Source organism: Pseudomonas sp. S37 (assembly GCF_016658545.1).
In the GTDB taxonomy this organism is placed as follows: Bacteria; Pseudomonadota; Gammaproteobacteria; order Pseudomonadales; family Pseudomonadaceae; genus Aquipseudomonas.
On record NZ_JACVZC010000004.1, the window covers coordinates 79,156 to 97,795 of the forward strand.

At 55.4% G+C, this 18,640-nt stretch carries 19 protein-coding genes; 10 read left to right on the forward strand and 9 right to left on the reverse strand.

The window, feature by feature from the left end; genetic code table 11:
* The first annotated feature begins 113 nt into the window (after window positions 1-113).
* A complete protein-coding gene (locus IAE39_RS02865; RefSeq protein WP_201199203.1) occupies window positions 114-1,028 on the forward strand; it encodes an AraC family transcriptional regulator in 915 nt (304 codons plus the stop codon).
* Between the two features lie 145 nt (window positions 1,029-1,173).
* Here IAE39_RS02865 and IAE39_RS29600 read toward each other — a convergent pair whose 3' ends face one another.
* Window positions 1,174-1,407, reverse strand: a complete 234-nt coding sequence (locus tag IAE39_RS29600; protein ID WP_236548371.1) for a hypothetical protein — start codon at window positions 1,405-1,407, stop codon at window positions 1,174-1,176.
* 159 nt (window positions 1,408-1,566) lie between these two features.
* Here IAE39_RS29600 and IAE39_RS29605 point away from each other — a divergent pair, with 159 nt between their 5' ends.
* Window positions 1,567-1,908: a hypothetical protein gene (locus tag IAE39_RS29605; protein WP_236548372.1), complete on the forward strand. Its 342-nt coding sequence runs from the start codon at window positions 1,567-1,569 to the stop codon at window positions 1,906-1,908.
* Between the two features lie 241 nt (window positions 1,909-2,149).
* On the opposite strand, the gene IAE39_RS02870 is transcribed toward IAE39_RS29605, so the two are convergent.
* Window positions 2,150-2,440, reverse strand: coding sequence for a hypothetical protein (locus tag IAE39_RS02870; RefSeq protein WP_201199205.1), 291 nt, complete (start codon window positions 2,438-2,440; stop codon window positions 2,150-2,152).
* 207 nt (window positions 2,441-2,647) lie between these two features.
* On the opposite strand from IAE39_RS02870, the gene IAE39_RS02875 reads away from it, so the two are divergent.
* Window positions 2,648-3,019, forward strand: coding sequence for an NUDIX domain-containing protein (locus IAE39_RS02875; RefSeq protein ID WP_201199345.1), 372 nt, complete (start codon window positions 2,648-2,650; stop codon window positions 3,017-3,019).
* A gap of 59 nt (window positions 3,020-3,078) precedes the next feature.
* Here the strand turns inward: IAE39_RS02875 and IAE39_RS02880 are convergent, their stop codons facing one another.
* Window positions 3,079-4,212 (reverse strand): sensor histidine kinase, encoded by a 1,134-nt coding sequence (locus IAE39_RS02880; protein WP_201199207.1) that lies wholly within the window; start codon window positions 4,210-4,212, stop codon window positions 3,079-3,081.
* A gap of 155 nt (window positions 4,213-4,367) precedes the next feature.
* Here IAE39_RS02880 and IAE39_RS02885 point away from each other — a divergent pair, with 155 nt between their 5' ends.
* Window positions 4,368-4,730 (forward strand): response regulator, encoded by a 363-nt coding sequence (locus IAE39_RS02885; protein ID WP_201199209.1) that lies wholly within the window; start codon window positions 4,368-4,370, stop codon window positions 4,728-4,730.
* Window positions 4,731-4,822: 92 nt separating this feature from the next.
* Here the strand turns inward: IAE39_RS02885 and ligD are convergent, their stop codons facing one another.
* Window positions 4,823-7,600 (reverse strand): DNA ligase D, encoded by a 2,778-nt coding sequence (ligD, locus tag IAE39_RS02890; protein ID WP_236548373.1) that lies wholly within the window; start codon window positions 7,598-7,600, stop codon window positions 4,823-4,825.
* 397 nt (window positions 7,601-7,997) lie between these two features.
* Between ligD and IAE39_RS02895 the strand changes: the two genes are divergently transcribed.
* The 3 genes from IAE39_RS02895 (at window position 7,998) to IAE39_RS02905 (ending at window position 10,530) form a co-directional block, all read left to right on the forward strand.
* On the forward strand, window positions 7,998-8,411 hold the full coding sequence (locus IAE39_RS02895; protein WP_201199348.1) for a response regulator: 414 nt from the start codon (window positions 7,998-8,000) through the stop codon (window positions 8,409-8,411).
* A gap of 143 nt (window positions 8,412-8,554) precedes the next feature.
* Window positions 8,555-9,364, forward strand: coding sequence for an alpha/beta fold hydrolase (locus IAE39_RS02900; protein ID WP_201199351.1), 810 nt, complete (start codon window positions 8,555-8,557; stop codon window positions 9,362-9,364).
* Window positions 9,361-10,530: a PAS domain-containing sensor histidine kinase gene (locus tag IAE39_RS02905; protein WP_201199212.1), complete on the forward strand. Its 1,170-nt coding sequence runs from the start codon at window positions 9,361-9,363 to the stop codon at window positions 10,528-10,530. Before IAE39_RS02900 ends, IAE39_RS02905 begins: the two co-directional genes overlap by 4 nt.
* Before the next feature lie 113 nt (window positions 10,531-10,643).
* Here IAE39_RS02905 and IAE39_RS02910 read toward each other — a convergent pair whose 3' ends face one another.
* Window positions 10,644-11,252, reverse strand: coding sequence for a LysE family translocator (locus IAE39_RS02910; protein ID WP_201199214.1), 609 nt, complete (start codon window positions 11,250-11,252; stop codon window positions 10,644-10,646).
* Window positions 11,253-11,361: 109 nt separating this feature from the next.
* Here IAE39_RS02910 and IAE39_RS02915 point away from each other — a divergent pair, with 109 nt between their 5' ends.
* On the forward strand, window positions 11,362-12,231 hold the full coding sequence (locus IAE39_RS02915; RefSeq protein ID WP_201199216.1) for a LysR family transcriptional regulator: 870 nt from the start codon (window positions 11,362-11,364) through the stop codon (window positions 12,229-12,231).
* Window positions 12,232-12,298: 67 nt separating this feature from the next.
* Here the strand turns inward: IAE39_RS02915 and IAE39_RS02920 are convergent, their stop codons facing one another.
* From IAE39_RS02920 to IAE39_RS02935, 4 genes are all read right to left on the reverse strand, one after another.
* Window positions 12,299-12,517 carry a hypothetical protein gene (locus IAE39_RS02920; RefSeq protein WP_201199218.1) on the reverse strand — a complete coding sequence of 73 codons (219 nt, stop codon included), beginning with the start codon at window positions 12,515-12,517 and terminating at the stop codon, window positions 12,299-12,301.
* 184 nt (window positions 12,518-12,701) lie between these two features.
* Complete coding sequence (locus tag IAE39_RS02925; protein ID WP_201199220.1) at window positions 12,702-13,823, reverse strand: MFS transporter; 1,122 nt, start codon at window positions 13,821-13,823, stop codon at window positions 12,702-12,704.
* A gap of 72 nt (window positions 13,824-13,895) precedes the next feature.
* Complete coding sequence (locus IAE39_RS02930) at window positions 13,896-15,563, reverse strand: amidohydrolase (protein WP_201199222.1); 1,668 nt, start codon at window positions 15,561-15,563, stop codon at window positions 13,896-13,898.
* Between the two features lie 17 nt (window positions 15,564-15,580).
* Complete coding sequence (locus IAE39_RS02935; RefSeq protein ID WP_201199224.1) at window positions 15,581-16,900, reverse strand: alginate export family protein; 1,320 nt, start codon at window positions 16,898-16,900, stop codon at window positions 15,581-15,583.
* A 203-nt stretch (window positions 16,901-17,103) separates the two neighbouring features.
* Here IAE39_RS02935 and IAE39_RS02940 point away from each other — a divergent pair, with 203 nt between their 5' ends.
* Together IAE39_RS02940 and IAE39_RS02945 are read left to right on the forward strand one after the other, a co-directional pair.
* On the forward strand, window positions 17,104-17,718 hold the full coding sequence (locus IAE39_RS02940) for a TetR/AcrR family transcriptional regulator (protein WP_201199226.1): 615 nt from the start codon (window positions 17,104-17,106) through the stop codon (window positions 17,716-17,718).
* A gap of 373 nt (window positions 17,719-18,091) precedes the next feature.
* Window positions 18,092-18,562, forward strand: coding sequence for a MarR family winged helix-turn-helix transcriptional regulator (locus IAE39_RS02945; protein WP_201199235.1), 471 nt, complete (start codon window positions 18,092-18,094; stop codon window positions 18,560-18,562).
* Window positions 18,563-18,640 lie beyond the last annotated feature (78 nt).

Consider the following 18,640-nt stretch of genomic DNA (forward strand, 5'->3'; position numbering starts at 1 on the left):
TAGAGCAAACAGGTAGTTTTCTTGCCTAAACCTCCAGAGCACCCTGAGCGGGCGTGGACAGATAATGGGAGGCACGGGTAGTGTCGTCTCATACGATGATCGGAATCCCAACCATGCCCGCCACCGCACATCCAGACTCAACCTCGAGCTCATTAGCAACCCTGTGCAGAGTCATCGGCACCCATGCGCCTAGCGCTGGCGATTTCCCGACACGTATTCCGGACGTCAGCGTCTACCGACGTAACGTACCGGCCCCACCGGTCACGTGTATCGTCGAGCCGAGCATCGTATTGGTCGTCCAGGGCGCCAAGGAAATGATCATCGGTGGGGATGCCTACCCCTACGACACAACTCGATTTCTGATCACCTCGTTGAACATACCTGCACATTCTGCGGTGACGCAGGCCAGCGAGACCGAACCTTGCCTGGGCCTGGTATTCAAGCTTGACCTGCGCACGCTGGCTGAGTTGATCGCGCAAGACGGTCGGCTCCCCGTGAATGGGGATCTTGTCCCCAGTAGCGCAGGTGTGGGATTAGCCAGTCCGAAGCTGCTTGAAAGCTTCGCTCGGCTGATTGAGCTCCTCGAGGAGCCCGAGGCGATTGCGGTGCTGTGGCCATTGCTTCAGCGGGAAATTCACTACCGGCTCTTGTTGAGCGACCAGGCTCGGCTGCTCAGGAACATCGCCTCGGTTGGTAGCAAGGGCCACAGAATCGCGAAGGCTATCGACTGGATGAAGCTCAATTACGCCACCCCGCTACGGGTGGAGGAACTGGCGTCCCAGGTGCAGATGGGGCTCTCGACCTTCCATCAGTATTTCCGCCAACTCACCGCCATGAGCCCGCTGCAGTATCAGAAGTGGTTGAGGTTGAACGAGGCGAAACGATTAATGCTTAACGAGAATCTAGATGCCGCAACCGCAGCCTTCAAGGTCGGTTACGAAAGCCCCTCCCAGTTCAGTCGGGAATATGGCCGGCAGTTCGGCTCGCCGCCAAAGCGCGATATCGCTGAGTTGCGCCAGGGAACGTGAAACGAGAGCGTGCACTGACCAAATGTGACTTACTTTTTACCTGTCATACCGGAGACTCGTGCTAACCCTAGGTATGATCGAAACTCCTATTGGCATGCCATGCCGCAGGCCTTCATTTGTCACGAAGAACGTGAACGCACAGGTCTCATCCGTGCCCTACCAGACAGCTCCCGACCGCCCCTTCCTGGCTATTCCGACTCGCACAGTTGTACTCGGCCTCAGCCCGCGTGGGATAGTTCAAAGCTAGCCGTGTTTTGCCATCAGTATCATAGAGATCGTACCCTGCACCTAGGGCAGTCGAGACGCCAATACGCCGAGGAAATTGCTCTTTCTCTTGTGGCATGGCGGGGATTACAACAAAGCGTGTCTGCATGACCATCCCTCTTCGTAGCAGTCCTTTAGTATTAGTCCGACTATGTGAAAGCATCAAGGCAACTCACAGCTCTTACGGCTTTGAAATGCCCCAAGATGATTGAAAGCACTGATACAGACGAAACGGGCTAGGCTGTCCTGATGGAGATGTAATCAGGAGGCAAGGATGCGACATCGTGGAGCAGTATTTTGGGCTTGGGCCGATCCGAGCCTGCAGCACCATTCCCATGAAGAAATGCTCGTGGACGGAGCACGACTGGATGTCCAAGTGAGGCTTTCCCGCACCGGCGACACTCAGTTATTCATTGGGATCTATGAGCGCTCTGGCTTGGCCCGGATTGAAGAGGCTTACGCTAAGCGGCCTGGCGAGACGGTCACGCGGGCGATGGTGTGGGGCGCTGGCAGAGGACGAGCCTTGGCTGAGATTGGGATAGAGTGCAGTGGAGCAAGCTCCCGCCAGAACGTGAAAGAGGTGGATGTCCATGGCAAATCAGATTGCAGAGCTTGATGCGCACTTAGAGCTTCTGGCCCAGGTAGCCGACGAGCTTGAACAGCAAGTAGCGCCCTGCCCCACTACTCGACCGCTACTGATCGCTTGGCTAACAGAGTGGATTCGAAGCCCTGAAGCGTTGAGCGAAATCAGGCGTGAGCTTCCTCGCCTTCCCCAATTTTTGAAGTCGGCGTACAGCGACTGGAATCACTTGGGTGGCGGCCATTAGGTCGCCGCCACCATCTTCGTAACTTTAGCCTTACGCTAACTGCCGTTCAGCAGGCTGACGATTGGTTGCAAAGCATCGTGCTCGCCCCACGCCCCATGCCAGGGCTCGAGTCATCGACTCTCCCGGGCGGGTATCGAAGGCTTCCTCGTGGAGCACCATCCCAGTGCCGGCGTAGACGCCGATGAACATCTGAGTGTTGCCTGTTCGCGACAGCCGCACCTGGACATCCATCGTCGTGCCGTTGTCCAAGGTCTCGTCGTGAGTCCTATGATGAAGCGTCGGGTCTGCCCAGTTCCAGAAAATATCACCACGAATCCGCATTCCGAGCTCCTACGACTTTAGTCTTATTTTTTAGGTTCAATCACCATAGCCCAGCGAAGCGGCGAAGTAATGACCGGCCAGCGGATTATGGATTTCTGGTGTGACAGGCTGTGCAGCTTTGCGGATATTTTCCGCTCCCTACCATTGGCGCCTCTGACTGAACCTCCACCCTATCCGTTGTTCTCCATTTCTAAAGGAGAGCAAATGATGAACGACATGCGAGAACGGCATTCGACAGTGATCTGCATGCAGGAAGGCAAAATCCTTCTGGTGCGCAAGGAGGCACCAGAGTGGTCGTTGCCAGGAGGTAAGATTGATCCCGGCGAAAATCATCTAGAAGCCGCGCAGAGGGAGCTGAGCGAGGAAACCACGCTACCGCTTACCGACGCCCGGTTTCTTGCGCACCATGTGTTCGAGACCGAGGAACACTATCTCTACCAAATGTCCGTCTCGGATTCGTTGCAACCCCGGCCCTCGGACGAGATCGTGGAATGCCGCTGGTTCAAGGTAGATGAGCTCGCGACTGCGAACGTTAAGCCCACCAACATTGAGCTGCTGATTCTTGCTGGCCTGCTTTAACTCACTGCTTTTTTTCAGGCCTTGTGCGGACATGCGTCCTCATAGCTAGCAGCCGCAGCTCATTGACCATCAACGACACGCAATACGACATCAAACGTTGTTCCGCCTTGGGCCGTGGACTCCACTTCGATCCTCCCACCGTGACTGGTCACAATCTCAGAGGCGATAAACAGGCCCAGGCCTAGACCAGCTGACGCACCTTTTTCCTCATGGGCGTAGCTCGAGTATCGGCCTTCAGGCCTGAACAAATTAGGCATGGCTTCCGGGGGAATCGGCTGCCCCGAGTTGTGTACACTGACGCGAGGGCCATCCACGCCATCTTTTAAGGTGATCGTTACGGGGGATGTTGGATCACCATGGCGAAGTGCATTGCCCACCAGGTTGGAAAACACCTGGGCGATACGAGCCGCGTCATATTGACCGGCAATATGCGCAGACTCTATGAGGTTGATGTGCGCCTTGGGGAAGGCGGTGCTCATTTCAGCAACAACCGAGCGGCACACGGCATTGAGCTCGACCTGCTCCAGGTGAACCGGAATACCTGTACCCAGGTTGCAGCGCGCCAGATCCAGCAAATCATTCACCATGTTATTGGCACGCCGGGCACTGTTGCAGACTTGAGTCGCCAGGACTCTGCCCTTCTCATCCAGACCAGGTTGACGAAGGATCAAAGCGCCAGCCATCAACACGGCGCCCAGCGGCGAGCGCAGGTCGTGTCCCAGCACACCCAGCACCATCTTTCGCGTCGACTCGACAGCCTTGCCGTAGGCTGCAATTGACTCGACAAGGGCCTGGTCTATGGCTTCATTGAATCGAATCATGTCTTGGACATGGTAGGTCTCGTCAAACGCTTCCTGAGCCAGCCAGAGCGTCAACACGCTGGAGCGCAGTGCTCGATATTCGGAAACCATTTGATCCATGGTAAAGCCCGCGATCAGGCGAGTGATCGCGTGAGTTTCAGCAGCTGTATCGCTGGATTGGGTAGGCCCTCTACCCTGAGCCTTCTCAGACTGCTGGAAATCACTCTGTGACGTGCGCATGTCCGCAGACACGGTGCGCAAGATTTTCTCCGAGTGATTTCGCAGTCCAGCTGCATCTTGCTCCGGTAAATCCGTTTCAACGGAACGGGCAAAGTCTTCCCAAGCCTGGAGAATCTCCTCCAGGCTGGTGTCAATGAATTCGTAGAGTCTCATAGTAATCCTTGGCCTTTCGCGCGGCCCTGAGGTCTACCACAGACTAGCGTATCGACAAGGTCGGTCAAAGCAACGACCAAGCACCACCGGTCAGGGTTTTGAAACGGCGCGTTATAAGCGGGTACTAATGGTGAGATAACAATGAGTGCTGAACCATGCAATTTAGGGTACTGGTCGTAGAAGATGATGAAATCCTTCGCTGGCTGATGACCGAGGCCGTGAGCCATCTTGGTCACGATGTCATCCAGTGCTCGAATGCCGATCAGGCGCTGCTGCAGTTGGCTGACTCTGTGCCGTTCGACCTCGTCATCACCGATGTCCGCATGCCAGGTCAGGTCGATGGGATGGAATTGGCCAGGATCATCTGGTCAACCCCGCCTCAGCTGCCTGTCATCATTGTTTCGGGCCATATGGTGCCTAAGCCGGGACTACTGCCTGCGAATGCCCGGTTCATCGCCAAGCCATGCACACTTGAAATGCTGAGTAACGCTATCGATGACTTGGTCAAACCTAGGTGAGATGGTAAGGATGTCGCACGCTGAGGGAACCCCGGCCTAAACGCCGCGAGTAGTGATTGTGTCTAGCGAGACAACGTCATCCACCCTGCGTCTTATTTCATACCGATCCGCTTTTTCATCTCAGCGGTGATGTACTGCTTCAAACCATACATTTCTGTCCACGGGTCGTCATTGCCCAATTCATCCAGGCGCTGATGGACATTCTTGATGTTCCACTTGGCCGCCGACTGCAGCTCGACGATCTCCTCCCTGAAGATCGGCACCGATACCGGTAGCCCCTCCCTTGCCCGCGCCGAAAAGACGTTGGCGGTGGTCGCACCTTTGCCATTGCGCAAGTAGTCGATGAAGATCTTGCCGATACGATTCTTCGGGCCTAACACGGCTGAGAACCGATCCGGGATCAGCTTGGCGATGTACTTCACGATGGCCTGGCTGAAGTCCTTCACTTCTTCCCACGAAGCTTTAGGCGTGAGCGGCACCATGATGTGAATGCCCTTGCCGCCACTGGTTTTGAGAAACGACTGCAGACCCAACTCATCGAGCACTACCAAGGTCAGCTGCGTGGCTTCGACCATGGCCTTCCAAGGCAGCGCGGGATCGGGGTCGAGATCCAACACGAAGCGGTCGGGCTGCTCGATGTGGTGGGTCGTGCCGTTCCAGGAGTGCAGTTCGATGGTGCTCATCTGCACGGCACCGACCAGGGCCTCGACACTGTTGATGACCATACCCGCTTTACCAGCTTCGGCCTTCGGCACCATGGTGATGTTCGGGATGGCGAGGCGGTCAGCGTTCTTCTGGAAAAACAGCTCACCGGTGATCCCCTCGGGCGCCCTGACCAGAGCAATGGGCCGGCCTTTCAGGTGAGGAAGAAGCCAGGGTGAGACCAGAGCGTAGTATTCGGCCAGGTCTAGTTTGGTGAGGCCGCTGCTGGGATCTATCACACGCTCAGGGTGGGTGATCCGCACCTTGGTCGCGGAGCCCTTATCCTCCGATCTCGCCCTGGCTGACCTTCGCTCCTTCGGCGCAAGCGCCGGCTTCTCCTCCGTAATATCCTGGACAGGTTTGTCCGTCCGGATACCTTGGAACACCGCGTGCCTGACCACACCGTCCGAGGTGATCTCAGCGAAGGTGACCTCGGCCAGCAGCGTCGGCTGCAGCCAGTGAATGCCTTTGCCGTCGACACCTTTCGGTGGGTTCATCACCGGCGCCTGTTTCTGCTCCAGCGGCAGTAGCGTTTCCAGGATGGTGGCGAGAGTCGACTCGGTGAACCCAGTACCGACCTTGCCGGCGTATCGCAGCTTTCCACTGTCTTCATCATTGAGGGCAAGGGCGAGTGCCCCAAAGCCGCTCCTCGCACCCTTCGGGTCGGTATAGCCGACAATGACGAACTCCTGGCGATGTTTGCACTTGAGTTTGATCCAGCTGTCACTGCGCCGCGATACATAAGGACTACCCAAGCGCTTGCCAATCAGCCCTTCCATGCGCATCTGGCAGGCACTGTTCATCAATGCGTCGACGTCTTCGGTGAAGTCTTCGGAGAACCTCAGCAGCGGGTCGGTCGAGTCATCGAAAATCTGCTTCAACAAACCACGACGACTCGCTACAGGCACCTGCCGAAGATCCGCACCATTAAGGTATGGCAGGTCGAACAGGTAGTAAACGATTCCTTGGCTCTTGCCGGCGTCGAATGCGTTCTGTAGCAGTTGGAAATTCGGCACGCCGTTTTCATCCGGTATAACGATCTCGCCGTCAAGCCAGGCGGACTCAAGTCCGAGCGAGGCGATTGCAGCGGCCTGCTTGGGCAACTTCGCTGTCCAATCGTGACCATTGCGAGTGAACAGCCGGACGTCATCCCCATCGACGCGGCACAGCATGCGATAGCCATCGAACTTGATTTCGTAGCGCCACTCCTCGCTTCGAGGGCTGGAGTCCACCAGGGTCGCTAGCTGCGGAGAGAGCTTCTCTGGCAGTTCTGCAGCCACAGCGCCTTCTGTGCTCGGCGCGGTGACGGTGGTGGGAGGATTCGGCCTGGATGACGCTGCCTTGGCCCGACCGCGATTCTTGGGGATGATGGTACGGTCGCTCAGGACACTGTTGGGCATCTCGACCACCACGTCGAAATCAGCAAGCGGCTTAGCGGCCTCGTCCTGATGCTTGATCAGAAACCACTGCTCCTGCTTGCCCTCGATGTTCGTCCGGACAAGGTTCCATAGGCCCGAGAGTTTTTCGCCCTGCAGTTCGAACTTCATACGGCCTTTCTTGTAGGCCTCAGCCGGGTCGCCTTGAGGAAACCATACTCCACGATCCCAGACGATGACATCCCCGGCACCATAGTGCCCTTCCGGAATCGTGCCTTCGAAGGAGGCGTAATCAAGCGGGTGATCTTCAACATGCACCGAGAGCCGCTTCACCTTCGGATCCAGGCATGGGCCCTTGGGAATCGCCCAGCTCTTGAGCGTGCCGTCGAGCTCCAGGCGGAAGTCGTAGTGCAGTCGAGTGGCATCGTGCTTTTGAACGCAAAACTGCAAGGCATGAGCAGCTGCGCGCTTCAAATGTTTAGTGGATTTCCCCGCACCCGATGGTTCCGGTGAGGCGTTGAAATCCCGCATCCGGTTGTACTTTTCCAGGCCTGGGACGCTCGGGTCTTCTTCGACGTCGCTCTCCCCGATAAGCGCTTTAACCAGCCCATCGAGGGAAACGCCTCGCTTGTTGGCTTCCGCCGTGAGGGTCTGGATTACCATGGTGTCACGCAGGGCCGACAGCGGCTCGCCAGCCTCCAGCGCTTCCGCTTCACTCAAGCCTTGGACTTGGGCAAGCGCGTCCGGGTGTTCCGTCGCGAAGATCATGAATGCCAGGGCCGTGTCGTCCATATCCCGAATCCCCTCTGAGACCGTGTCCAAATTCGAGGGGGTAGAAAGGGCTTCAGTTCAGCGCGAGAGCCGAATGGGCAGCTGTGTAAACCATAGCCATCTTCAACCTCTTGCACCATCAATACGCCAACCCAATGTACGTTCAGGACGGATACCTTTCCGACTGCCCGAATGATTCGCTAGTGCCTCAGACAATAGCGCAAGTGGCTTGGAATGACTTACTCATCATCGCTCGGTACGGTTGCTGTCAAGGATGAGTGAGACGGCATAAGTAGGCTGAGTGAATTTTTGGAGAGAACACGATGTCAGACTGATGGCGCGCTGCCATGTCTTGCTGCCGATCAGCAAGAAGACCTGGATGTCGTTTCTTTCAGGCAGGCGAATTTCGGGTACCGACATGAAAGAGCTGGATAACGTTACGACAACCCCTCCACCCCGTGTCCTCATCGTAGAGGACGAACCCATGATTCGTGAACTCTTGACCTACTATCTCGAAGATTGGGGAGCTTACGTTAAAGCGGTAATTACCGCCGATGAGGGGCGTGAAGAACTGGCTTCAAAAGATTGGGAGCTGCTGCTCAGCGACGTTCAAACGCCAGGTTTGCTAAACGGCGTGGATCTGGCCTGGATAGCTCATCAGCAGAAACCTCAGACGCGCATCATCGTCATGAGTGGCTACTACGAATTAGCCGGTGGAGCCTTACCCGACGGCGCGGTTTTCTTGCCTAAGCCCTGGCCCCTGACTCGGCTACACGAGATCATCGCCGGTGAGCTAGGGACGTTGGGTAATTACGATAATCTCTCTCGTTGATGGTGTCTGAGACCACGATCCAATCGCAAGGAACAGGTCAGTACAAATTCGTGGCAGTGGATAACGCTTGCTACTTGACCGCCAAATACCCACTATCACATCACTCTAGCCTGCCTGGCTACGAGCTTAAAAAGGCCCGCGCAGTGCATCTTCAGCGAAGGAATAACGTAAAGGTACGCGGGTGCGGCTGCGCGACGCTGATCTTTTTGCACGGCTTTGGCTGTGATCAATCCATGTGGAATTACATTCTTCCGCATTATTCACAACGCTTTCGCGTTGTTCTTCTCGATCACGTGGGTGCAGGTGGGTCTGATCTGAGCGCCTACTGCGCCGAGAAATACAGCACCCTGGACGGTTACGCGAAAGACTTGAATGAAATCATCGATGAATTTGCCGAAGGCCAAGTCATTTTGGTGGGGCATTCAGTCAGCGCCATGATCGCCGCGTTGGCCGATGGTGCCCGCCCTGGCCGCGTAGCTGCACACGTCATGGTAGGGCCGTCACCCTGTTACATCGATTCAGACGGATATACCGGTGGGTTCGTGGAAGACGATATCCATTCCTTGCTCGACACCTTGGACAGTAATTATCTCGGCTGGTCGAGTAACATGGCGCCGGTAATCATGGGAGCGCCAGGTCAACCGGAATTGAGCGATGAGCTGACCAACAGCTTCTGTCGAACAGATCCGGAAATCGCTAAGCAGTTTGCCCGCGTGACTTTCCTTTCGGACAATCGAAAGGACGTAGTCGGCCTGCAAACCCCAACCTTGATCCTGCAATCCACCGAAGATCTGATCGCCCCAATCGCAGTAGGCGAGTATCTGAACAGCGTCTTACCGAACAGCGAGCTGTGCCTAGTGCCCAACATTGGACACTGTCCGCACATGAGCGCCCCACATGCATGCATAGAGGCTATGGACGCTTTTCTTGACTCGCGGTTCTCTACACCATGAGCGAGGATGCGTGGGGCCCTACCGACGCAGCAGCGCTATTGGATCAAGCTCCCTGTGGGCTTGTTGTGACTACCGAGGACGGCACCATTCTCAGTGCTAATCGCACCTTTGCCACGTGGATCGGTTCTAGTCCATTCGATCTGCGTGGCCGGCGCTTCCAAGAGCTGTTGACCATGGGTGGCCGGATTTTTCATCAGACCCACTGGGCCCCGTTGATGAAGCTCCAGGGTTCAGTCGCAGAAGTGAAGCTCGATCTACTGCACACCAAGGGCCACGTCATCACCATGCTGCTCAATGGTGCAAGACGTGAACATGCAGAGGGCGTTCGCAACGAACTAGCCTTCTTCGGCACCGTTGAGCGTGATCGGTATGAACGTGAACTGCTTGCAGCACGCAAACGTGCGGAAGAATTGCTGTCAGAGAAAGCGACGGCTGAGCGCGACTTGAGGAATGCCCAGGCTGCGCTCGCTCTGGCTTACGAGCATTCAGAGCGAAGAGCCTCCTTTGCAGAGCAAATGATCGCCATTGCCAGTCATGATCTTAAAAATCCGCTAACGGCCATCAAAATGGCCTCGGAGCTGCTGGGTCGTGTAGAGCGGTGTGATAGGGAGCAGAAGTTGTTGAGCAGCATCGTCTCGTCTTCTGAGCGCGCTCACAGGATGATCGCCGATCTCCTTGATCTGGCCTCGGTACGGATCGGTCAAGGGTTACAGATCAAGCGTCAGCTCATTGATGTGTGCCGGCTCGTCGATCAAAGCGTCGGCGAACTGCGAGTGGCGTTTGCCCACGCCCAAATTCGACATCTGTCAAAAGGTGCAGGCTGGGCAGAGGTCGATCCCGATAGGACTCAACAGATGATCGGCAACTTGGTCGCTAACAGTGTGGCCTACGGTGATCTCCGACATCCAATAACCATCACGACGGAGCTGAGGAGCGGCGCCCTATGGGTCTCGGTTCACAATCATGGGCAAGTCATCCCCCAATCCCTCATTCCCGACCTATTCGAGCCGATGACCCGCGCGAGTGACCGAACAGACCACGTGAGGTCTGTGGGCCTTGGACTTTTCATCGTCCGCGAAATCACGAATGCTCACGGTGGGACAGTCAACGTGTGTTCATCGCCCGATAGGGGCACGGCGTTTCAGATCCAGCTCCCTCTTCGCTAGCATGGCGAACCATACGATAAAGGTCATCTGCGTAGCTGCCTGAATTGATCAATGAGGGATAAAGTTTCGACGGTCGACGCCAGTCACGCGTTCCCTTCACTGAGCTCTCACAGTCACGAATGTATAGGTAGAGCGATGCCGAAGGCCACGAACAGCCCCCCGCAGAAACGATTGAAGCGCTGGCCGACACGAGCGAACCAAGGCCGCACACTTTGTGCTGCGCTCGCTACCAAGAACTCCACGATGAACTCGACCACCGCATAGGTCAGTGAGATCACCGCCGACTGCACGTAGACGTTATTGGCTGGATTCAAGAACGGTGGGATAAAGGCCGTGTAGAGCAGTAGCGCTTTAGGGTTGGAAATTGCCGATATCAGACCTTGGCGAAACAGCACCCAGTTGCTGCTGACCTTCAATTCCGTGGTTTCCAGGCTTATAGGAGGAGAACGCCAGAGCGTAATTCCAAGCCAGATCAAATACAGAGCGCCGACAATTTTCAACCCCGTGAAAAGCGAGATCGACGTCTGAATCAGCACGCCCAGCCCTACAGCGCAGAGCGAGATCACAACCATAAATCCGAGTACCCTTCCGGAAATGGTGGACAAGGTGCAACGTGTGCCGTGGATAGCACCATGGGTAAGCACCAATAGAGCATTCGGGCCCGGCACAACCGCAATTCCCATACACGTGAGGAGATAGAGGATCCAGGTTTCAAATTGCATGGCAGCTCCGCGAAGCTCAGGGTGGCTAGTGGCCTGATACTGACGATGCCCAAGCATTAAGAAAAGCGCATAATCCAACAGACTACTATCCGCTTATCGAATACAAGAAATGAACATTCAGGATTTGCAGATTGATTGGCTTAAGTGCTTCGTGGCGGTCGTGGACTCTGGATCACTGTCCAACGCGGCGGTAGAGGTACACCGGTCTCAGTCGGCTGTCAGCATGCAAATTAAAAAACTGGAAGGCGCCCTGAATTGCCAGCTGCTCATCAGGGGGCCACGAATTCTGGAGCTGACGCTCAAGGGACAAACACTCCTGGGTTACGCCCGACGTATGCTCGCGCTACATGCCGAAACCCAAGCCGCATTTCATGGCGAGCTATTGAGAGGAAGGATTCGACTGGGCGTGGCGGAAGACTACGCAGCTGCGTACCTGACGCCTGTCCTCAAGCGATTCGCTCCCCGCTATCCTGGCATCGACATTGAACTGGACTGTGAGCAATCAGCTTCAATCATTCCCAGAGTGACATCGGACGAGCTTGACCTGGCACTGGTATCTCGTGACCAACCCAAGCGGGGCGCGGTGTTGTTCAGGGAAATGATGGTATGGGTTGGTTCTCAGCAATTCGAGTTGTGGAACCGTGACCCTCTCCCAGTCGCTGTCTATGAGCCTGGTAATCTGGCACGACAAATCGCAGTCAACTCCCTCGCGATGCAGGGAAGAAATTACAAGGTGGTCTACAACAGCTCCAGCCTGACGGGTCAGCTGGCGGAGGTGGAGAGTGGGATTGCAGTGGCTGCATTGGCGAGATGCACCGTGCCCGATTCGCTTCAGATCCTCGGAACAGACCATAATCTCGCGCCGCTCGATTCGGTCGAGGTAGTCGTCTACCGAAGCAAAGCATCACAAGGCTCAAAGGCTGTAGACATGCTACGAGCCTTCTTGATCACTACCTTGAGGCTTCCAACGCCGAAGTGATTCAGACTTGATGACATTGGCCCCCAACAGTTGACTGTCGACTGCCCCCCCCCTTCGGTTCAGATCATCAAGTGGTGAGTATGATGGGCAACAGAGGCTTGCTGCGGGTACGCAGACGCGCACCAGTCAAAATTAATAGGCCAGACACCCCAAAAATGAAAAGGCTCACCAGGAGTTGTTGAACTGGATGAGAGAGTTCTCCCATCATCGCCATGGTGATCAACCCCATGATCACGACAAAGACGGCACATCCAAACGCGGTAAGAAGCCATCCGACTACGCGCATCAATTTTCTCCCTGAACAGCTTCACGCTTTAAGATTTCCAATGTCTTCGGCCCAATGCCCTTGAAGCTGAGCAACTACGCGTCAAACTCAGCTGATTTCATTGACCCGCTCACGTCAGCATTCGTTCGAGATTCAAGCTCCGCAGCCGGGCCAGTACCGGCTCGTGCACTCGTATCTGCCCTTCTCATGCCCGGATTACCTTCCGCTGCGCTCGTAGCAATAGGCACTGAGCGAACCCGCCCGCGATGATCGCAAGGGCTGCGAGGACATAGATGACCTGCTCCCCAGCATAAGGCAGTAATGCTGCAACTCCTGCGGGTGCAAGCGCAGCAGCCGCTACTTGAATGAATCCGATGGCAGGAGCTAGACGATTATTCGAATCATTGGTGGCAACGGTCGCCATGTAATATGTCAGCGCTAAAGTCCAGCCGAAGTTCATCACGAATACAACCACGGCAAGCTCCATCGCCTGGTGCACGCCTCGCGATAGCATACCTAATGAGCAAAGTACCGCGAGCGAGCCAAGGCCAATCATAAGATTTCCCGCCAAGCGCTTGCCAAACAAGCTGGGTAAGGCCGAGCCAGGTAGTCCACCTAAAAGGCCAAGTCCAAGGGCCCAGCCAACGTCGATCAGCGCGACACCACCTTCCACCGCCAGGTTTTCGAGAAAGCCCCAAACCGAGTAAATGCCCAGCTGCAGGCACAACATGCCCAGCAGAGCGCATAGCCCTACCTTACCGCTGCCCTGCGATTGCACTGTGACCTCACAACTGTCGTTGGTTTGCAGCACGCGCACATCGGGCAACCAATGGCATATCAGGACAATGAGGCCGAACCAGGCCGCCAGAGCATTGATGGCCATATTCACCCCGTATAGCTCAGCGATCACTGGCAAAACAGATGCAAATGAAGCAAAGAGTAGAGTCTGCAAGAACAGCATTGCCCCATAAGAACGCGCTTGTTCAGGGAGACGTCCCAGCGCGGTTAGAGCACTACTGTACAGCAGTCCTCCGCCGATGCCAGCCACAAGCCGACACACTAGAAGGCCGACAAAATCTCCCGCTTGCGCGCAGCTGAGGTTGGCAGCAAGACCCACCAAGGCGCCACCGAGAGTCAGCAAGCGAGTGCCCACACGACGCTCGATAGGGGAGCTGAACAACGTGCCGCCAATTACCCCCGCCATCTCCACTGACAGCACCCAGCCCTGCTGCTCCAGCGGCAGGGCGAATTTGCGGGCGAGCATGCCCAAGAACACGGGGCCAACACCGACGATCATGGTCGAGGCGATGGCGATGTAGATGAACATGGTGCGTGTGACGAGACCGTGGCGAGATGTCATGGGCTGGTTCCAGGCAAGGCGGCCTAGTGGCCGCGAAGGTCAAAGGGCGTTGTGAACTACGCGGCCATTCATCATGGTCAGTGCTACTTCGGTCTTGCCGATGTCGTGTTTATTCAACTCAAACAGGTCACGCTCAAGGATGATTACATCTGCGCGTTTGCCTTCAGTTAGCGAGCCGATCTCATGCTCTAGACGGAGCTGATAAGCACCGTGCAGGGTATAGGCTGCGATCAACTGAGGAATACTCAGCTTCTCGTGGATATCCGGCATAACTGGCGCATCGGGCTCTCCGGCGAGCTGGCGGGTGTGACCCGATTCAATGTGTTCAACTGGACGGTGCTGGCACCGACACTGGCAAGCAAGACCGTCCATACCGATGGAAACGGTAACGCCTTGGTCAACGAAACTTCGGAATTTGTACATCGAGCGCCACCGGGCATCGCCGTAGGAGCGGCGGATGGCTTCGGAGTAGGCGTCTACCACGCCCCACTGCAACTGAGTATTCGCCAGAGCTCCAACTTGACGGAAGCGGGGAATGTCGTCTGGATGAGTGAGGAAGGCGTGAGTGATCACATGACGCCGGTCACGGGGAGGGTTCACGGAATTGGTGCGTTCGATTACATCCAGCGCCAAGCGCACCGCAGCATCCCCTACAGCATGGATCATGACATCAATGCCATGGCGGTCTGCTTCACGCACATTGCGCTCGAAAATTTCCACCGGCATGACAGTGCTGCCACAGCTGTCGGGCTTGTCGCAGTATGGCTCCAGCAGGAAAGCGGTGTGATTCATTTCGGTGCCATCGAGCATCATTTTCAGCGCCTGTGCACGCACCAATGGGGAGTGGTAGCGCTCACGCATATCTCGCAGAATGGCCACTGGATCTTCTTCTTCGCCTAGAGAGATATAGCTCCCCACCACCCGTAATTTCAGGCGGTCTTCGCGCTCTAGCTGCTGAAGAGTTTCATAGAGCAGATCCTGATCGCCGCTGGGATCGAGAAAGCCCGCGTCAAATACTGTGGTGATACCGGCAGCTACTAACTTCTCCTGCCACACGGCGATGGAACGCAGATACAGGTCAATGCCGGTAGGCAGGTAGCCGGCGTCGCTTATGCGCTTCATGAGCAAAAAGTACGCGGCACCGTCCACCACCACGCCAGTCGGTTCACCATTGACGGGGTCTTTCTCGAACCAACTAGCGCCATCTTCCACCGGGGGCGTGTCACGGTCGATGCCAGCAATTTCTAAGGCTTTAGTATTGACCCACATAGTGTGGTAATCGGTCGCCATAAGACACACTGGTTTATCGGGGCAAATCGCATCCAAGGTTTCGCGGCGTAGCAGATGTGGAGGCACCAAAGCCTGGATCCAGCCCATGCCGGTGATGGCTTTCTCTTCTGGGTGCTCGTCGACGTAGCGCTTCAGCAGTTCTAGCATTTGCTCAGGGTCTTCATGATTGATGAAAGCCTGGAACGCAAACGCGGTAGTGCTGAAGTGCCAATGGGATTCAACGAAGCCTGGCAAAACCAGCTTACCGTCGGCATCGATGAATTTCGTATCAGGGCCGACAAAGGCCTGCACTGAAGCGTTGTCACCTACGTGCACGATACGCTCGGCACGTACCGCCAAGGCTTGGGCCCATGGTTTGTGAGCATCGACCGTATAGACGCGGGCGTTATGAATCAGATAATCGGCGGGCAAGGTCATTGTCAGTCTCTCAATAGTCAGTAGCGGTAGGTCAAGTACATTTCGAGTGCACGGAAAGTGCTATCGCCGAACACCTGACGCGCTGCGGCTTTGGGCTTGACCCAGTTGAATGATGCCGAGGCGAAAATGCGTTCGGTGGGAGACCAGTCCAGATAGATCGTGTTTTCATCGGCGAACCGTCGACTGGTAACCGCGACACCCTGGTAATTGGCTTGATCAAGGGAAAATTGATAGTGGATGGCGCCTAGCGCCACGGCGGGGTTCAGTTGAATGCGGGCGCGGTATTGATCGACCCGCTCGTTGGAATTGAACAGCAGGTAGTTACCCACGACGTCACCAACTAGCCAGGTGCTCCAGTCAATGAATCCCTTGGCCAAGGGATCCCACCCTTTCTGTCGTTGATCTGACGGGTCGGGGTCACCCGAGAAACGAGCGTGTCGATAGCCCAGCTGAGGCTGAAGAGGCAAATCACTGAAGCGGTAATCGGCTTGTGCATACCAAGCTTCAGCGCTATAGCTCACCCCTCTACCGTGCCCCCGCTGTAGGGCGTGTTCGGCATTGAAGGTAAGGTCGTTAAATCCTAGAAATTGCGCGTCCAATAGACGCAGGTTGTACACTTGCATACCGTCACGGGGCGCTTCGAACCGCTCGCCGTGCCCGGTAGATTCCACGGCCATTGCCAGCGCACCGAGAGTGGCGCTATCGACTAGACGGAAATCCACATTCAAACCATTCAGTCGATAGTCGCCTTGATAGCGGTCGGAGACGGCTAAGCTGAAAGCTTGGGCACCGATAGAGTCGTGCTGGTAGCTCAACAATGCCCCGTCATGGAAGGCTGAACGCGGGCCTAACCAGTAGCTCCCTTGGCCAAGGACGTCGAAGTTGCCGTCCATAACGATGAACCCGCTGCCTACCCGGTAATCCTGATTGCCTAGTCGCAAGCTCCAGTTACCTTGGCCTGCTCCAATGTATGCTTGCTCAATTGCCACTTGGCCATCGCCGCCACGGGTGTAGCCCCCCGCGTCGCCGTCGCCCCAAGTTTGGCTCGCTACGACCGACACAGCGGTTTCAATCACACGTTCATCGTCAACGGCAAGTCGCAGGGCGACGCCTGGTTTCAGGTACAACTCCTGCCAGTTCGCCTTATCACTCGCAGACAAACCACTGCGCTGATCAGTGCGACCGGCGCCAAAATTAATTCCGTGAGTGGTGAGGCTCGCAGCCCCTGCAGACAAGGTGCTTTTGCCATGAACCTCACCAAGAGTGAAGTCATTTTCCCCCCATGCAAATGGCGTAAGAAGACCGCCAAGCACAAAGGTGCCTAGAAAGGTACGCATAAGAAATTCCTGTATCAGTAGTTTTTGTTGTCTACAGGGCAGCAAGAACGGTGCAGCAAGCGTTTAGTGGTTGGACTGATGTGCAGGCCGGTCTCCGCCGGCGTGAAGAATTTTTAACACATAAAATATTTTAGTCAATAAAGAATTTTTGCAGATCCAGAACCCTGTATGCTGTGACCATTCAAGGGGAGCGAAGGCATTCGATGATTGGTTTGCGGGAACAGCAGAAAGCCGCTAGGCGAGAGGCCATTAGCGAGGCAGCGGTGGCCCTGTTTGCCCGGCAGGGCTATCAAGGCACCACTATTGAGCAGATAGCGAAGGCTGCGGGGGTATCCGCCCCCACCGTATTCGCTTATTTCAAGAGCAAGCAGGAAATCTTGCTCGAAACACTGCGCGAGGCTGATGCTCGTGCAGTCATCGCGACCCGACAGTGCATCGCCCAGATCGACGACCCTGCGCAGGCCCTGCTCCAATTGGAACGTCAGGTCGTTGAGCATGCGTTCGGCATGCTTCCAGCGGCTCTATGGCGGGAGCTTTTACCTCAAATTATTGGGCAGTCAGGGTCTGGGCTGCCAGCCGCATATCGGAAGGTCAATGCTCTACTCGTTAAGGAAATCGCTTGGGTACTCAGTGAATTCAAACAGCGTGGGATGTTGAGGGAAGACCTTGACGTTGACTACGTAGCGTTTCTGGTGAACGACTACGGGCATCTGCAATTTCTGAGACTGGCAAGTCAAGAAGAACCAAATTTTGAGGATCATGCCTCCCAGGTTAAGCAGATGTTCGAGTTGCTTTTGGTAGGCATGAGATCGACGTAGCCGCAATCCCCTTGCCATAATCGGGTGCTCACCTTTTGCAACAGGCCCAGAAGCGAACGCCGTCAGCTCAGCGCCCTGCCCGCTACTCTGAACCGCGAAAAACACGACCTTGAGAGCACTGGGCGAGCGGATGGTCTCTGATTCGGTCAAGAATCATCGCTCGTGACTGCACCAGGCCACCTATTAATTTCGCTTAAAGGAAACTAGCGGAGCATCTAAGGAGGTAGGAGTTGTTTTACTTACTCACATCAAGAGCAGACTCAAACATCCTCAGTTTTTAACGACGACGCCCAATCAAACATCATGCCATCGATGGATTGATGAATCGCCACCCAAAATGCATAATGCAGTTAGCCATTTTGAGGGAAGTCGGATGTCTAAACGAGAACAGGTGGAACTGACAAATGATAGCGATGAGCCACTAGACACATCATTGGATGACCTCGTGGGATATGCGCTTCGCAGAGCTCAGAACAAAGTCTACCAGCATCTGGTGTCTGCTTTGGCAGAGCATGACCTCCGACCGGCCCAATTTACCGCCATGTCCATCATTGATCAAAATCCTGGCCTGATGCAGGCAGATCTTGCTAAATCCCTAGCTATTGAGCCCCCGCAGTTAGTTCTCTTGCTAAATAAACTAGAGCTGCGGGCAATTGCCGTCAGGGTTAGATGCAAGCCTGACAAGCGCTCGTATGGAATTTTTCTGAGCAGGTCTGGCGAACAGCTGCTTGAAAAGCTAAAGCAAGTTGCAATAGAAAGTGACTTAGAATCAACAAGATCTCTTACTACCGAAGAAAAAGATGGGCTAATGAAAGCCCTGAGGAAAATTTATCGCGACACCTGAGAAACCGCTGCTTCAGAGAAAGAGCGACCTGAGTCATTGGAAATACATTAAGAGTCCAAACTAGCCTAATCTCGCACC

Bases quoted from the DNA above. Each gene is read 5' to 3' on its own strand.
- IAE39_RS02865 (WP_201199203.1), top strand. From the start codon at position 114: ATGCCCGCCACCGCACATCCAGACTCAACCTCGAGCTCATTAGCAACC.
- IAE39_RS29600 (WP_236548371.1), bottom strand. From the start codon at position 1,407: ATGGTCATGCAGACACGCTTTGTTGTAATCCCCGCCATGCCACAAGAG.
- IAE39_RS29605 (WP_236548372.1), top strand. From the start codon at position 1,567: ATGCGACATCGTGGAGCAGTATTTTGGGCTTGGGCCGATCCGAGCCTG.
- IAE39_RS02870 (WP_201199205.1), bottom strand. From the start codon at position 2,440: ATGCGGATTCGTGGTGATATTTTCTGGAACTGGGCAGACCCGACGCTT.
- IAE39_RS02875 (WP_201199345.1), top strand. From the start codon at position 2,648: ATGAACGACATGCGAGAACGGCATTCGACAGTGATCTGCATGCAGGAA.
- IAE39_RS02880 (WP_201199207.1), bottom strand. From the start codon at position 4,212: ATGAGACTCTACGAATTCATTGACACCAGCCTGGAGGAGATTCTCCAG.
- IAE39_RS02885 (WP_201199209.1), top strand. From the start codon at position 4,368: ATGCAATTTAGGGTACTGGTCGTAGAAGATGATGAAATCCTTCGCTGG.
- ligD (WP_236548373.1), bottom strand. From the start codon at position 7,600: ATGGACGACACGGCCCTGGCATTCATGATCTTCGCGACGGAACACCCG.
- IAE39_RS02895 (WP_201199348.1), top strand. From the start codon at position 7,998: ATGAAAGAGCTGGATAACGTTACGACAACCCCTCCACCCCGTGTCCTC.
- IAE39_RS02905 (WP_201199212.1), top strand. From the start codon at position 9,361: ATGAGCGAGGATGCGTGGGGCCCTACCGACGCAGCAGCGCTATTGGAT.
- IAE39_RS02910 (WP_201199214.1), bottom strand. From the start codon at position 11,252: ATGCAATTTGAAACCTGGATCCTCTATCTCCTCACGTGTATGGGAATT.
- IAE39_RS02915 (WP_201199216.1), top strand. From the start codon at position 11,362: ATGAACATTCAGGATTTGCAGATTGATTGGCTTAAGTGCTTCGTGGCG.
- IAE39_RS02920 (WP_201199218.1), bottom strand. From the start codon at position 12,517: ATGCGCGTAGTCGGATGGCTTCTTACCGCGTTTGGATGTGCCGTCTTT.
- IAE39_RS02925 (WP_201199220.1), bottom strand. From the start codon at position 13,823: ATGTTCATCTACATCGCCATCGCCTCGACCATGATCGTCGGTGTTGGC.
- IAE39_RS02930 (WP_201199222.1), bottom strand. From the start codon at position 15,563: ATGACCTTGCCCGCCGATTATCTGATTCATAACGCCCGCGTCTATACG.
- IAE39_RS02935 (WP_201199224.1), bottom strand. From the start codon at position 16,900: ATGCGTACCTTTCTAGGCACCTTTGTGCTTGGCGGTCTTCTTACGCCA.
- IAE39_RS02940 (WP_201199226.1), top strand. From the start codon at position 17,104: ATGATTGGTTTGCGGGAACAGCAGAAAGCCGCTAGGCGAGAGGCCATT.
- IAE39_RS02945 (WP_201199235.1), top strand. From the start codon at position 18,092: ATGTCTAAACGAGAACAGGTGGAACTGACAAATGATAGCGATGAGCCA.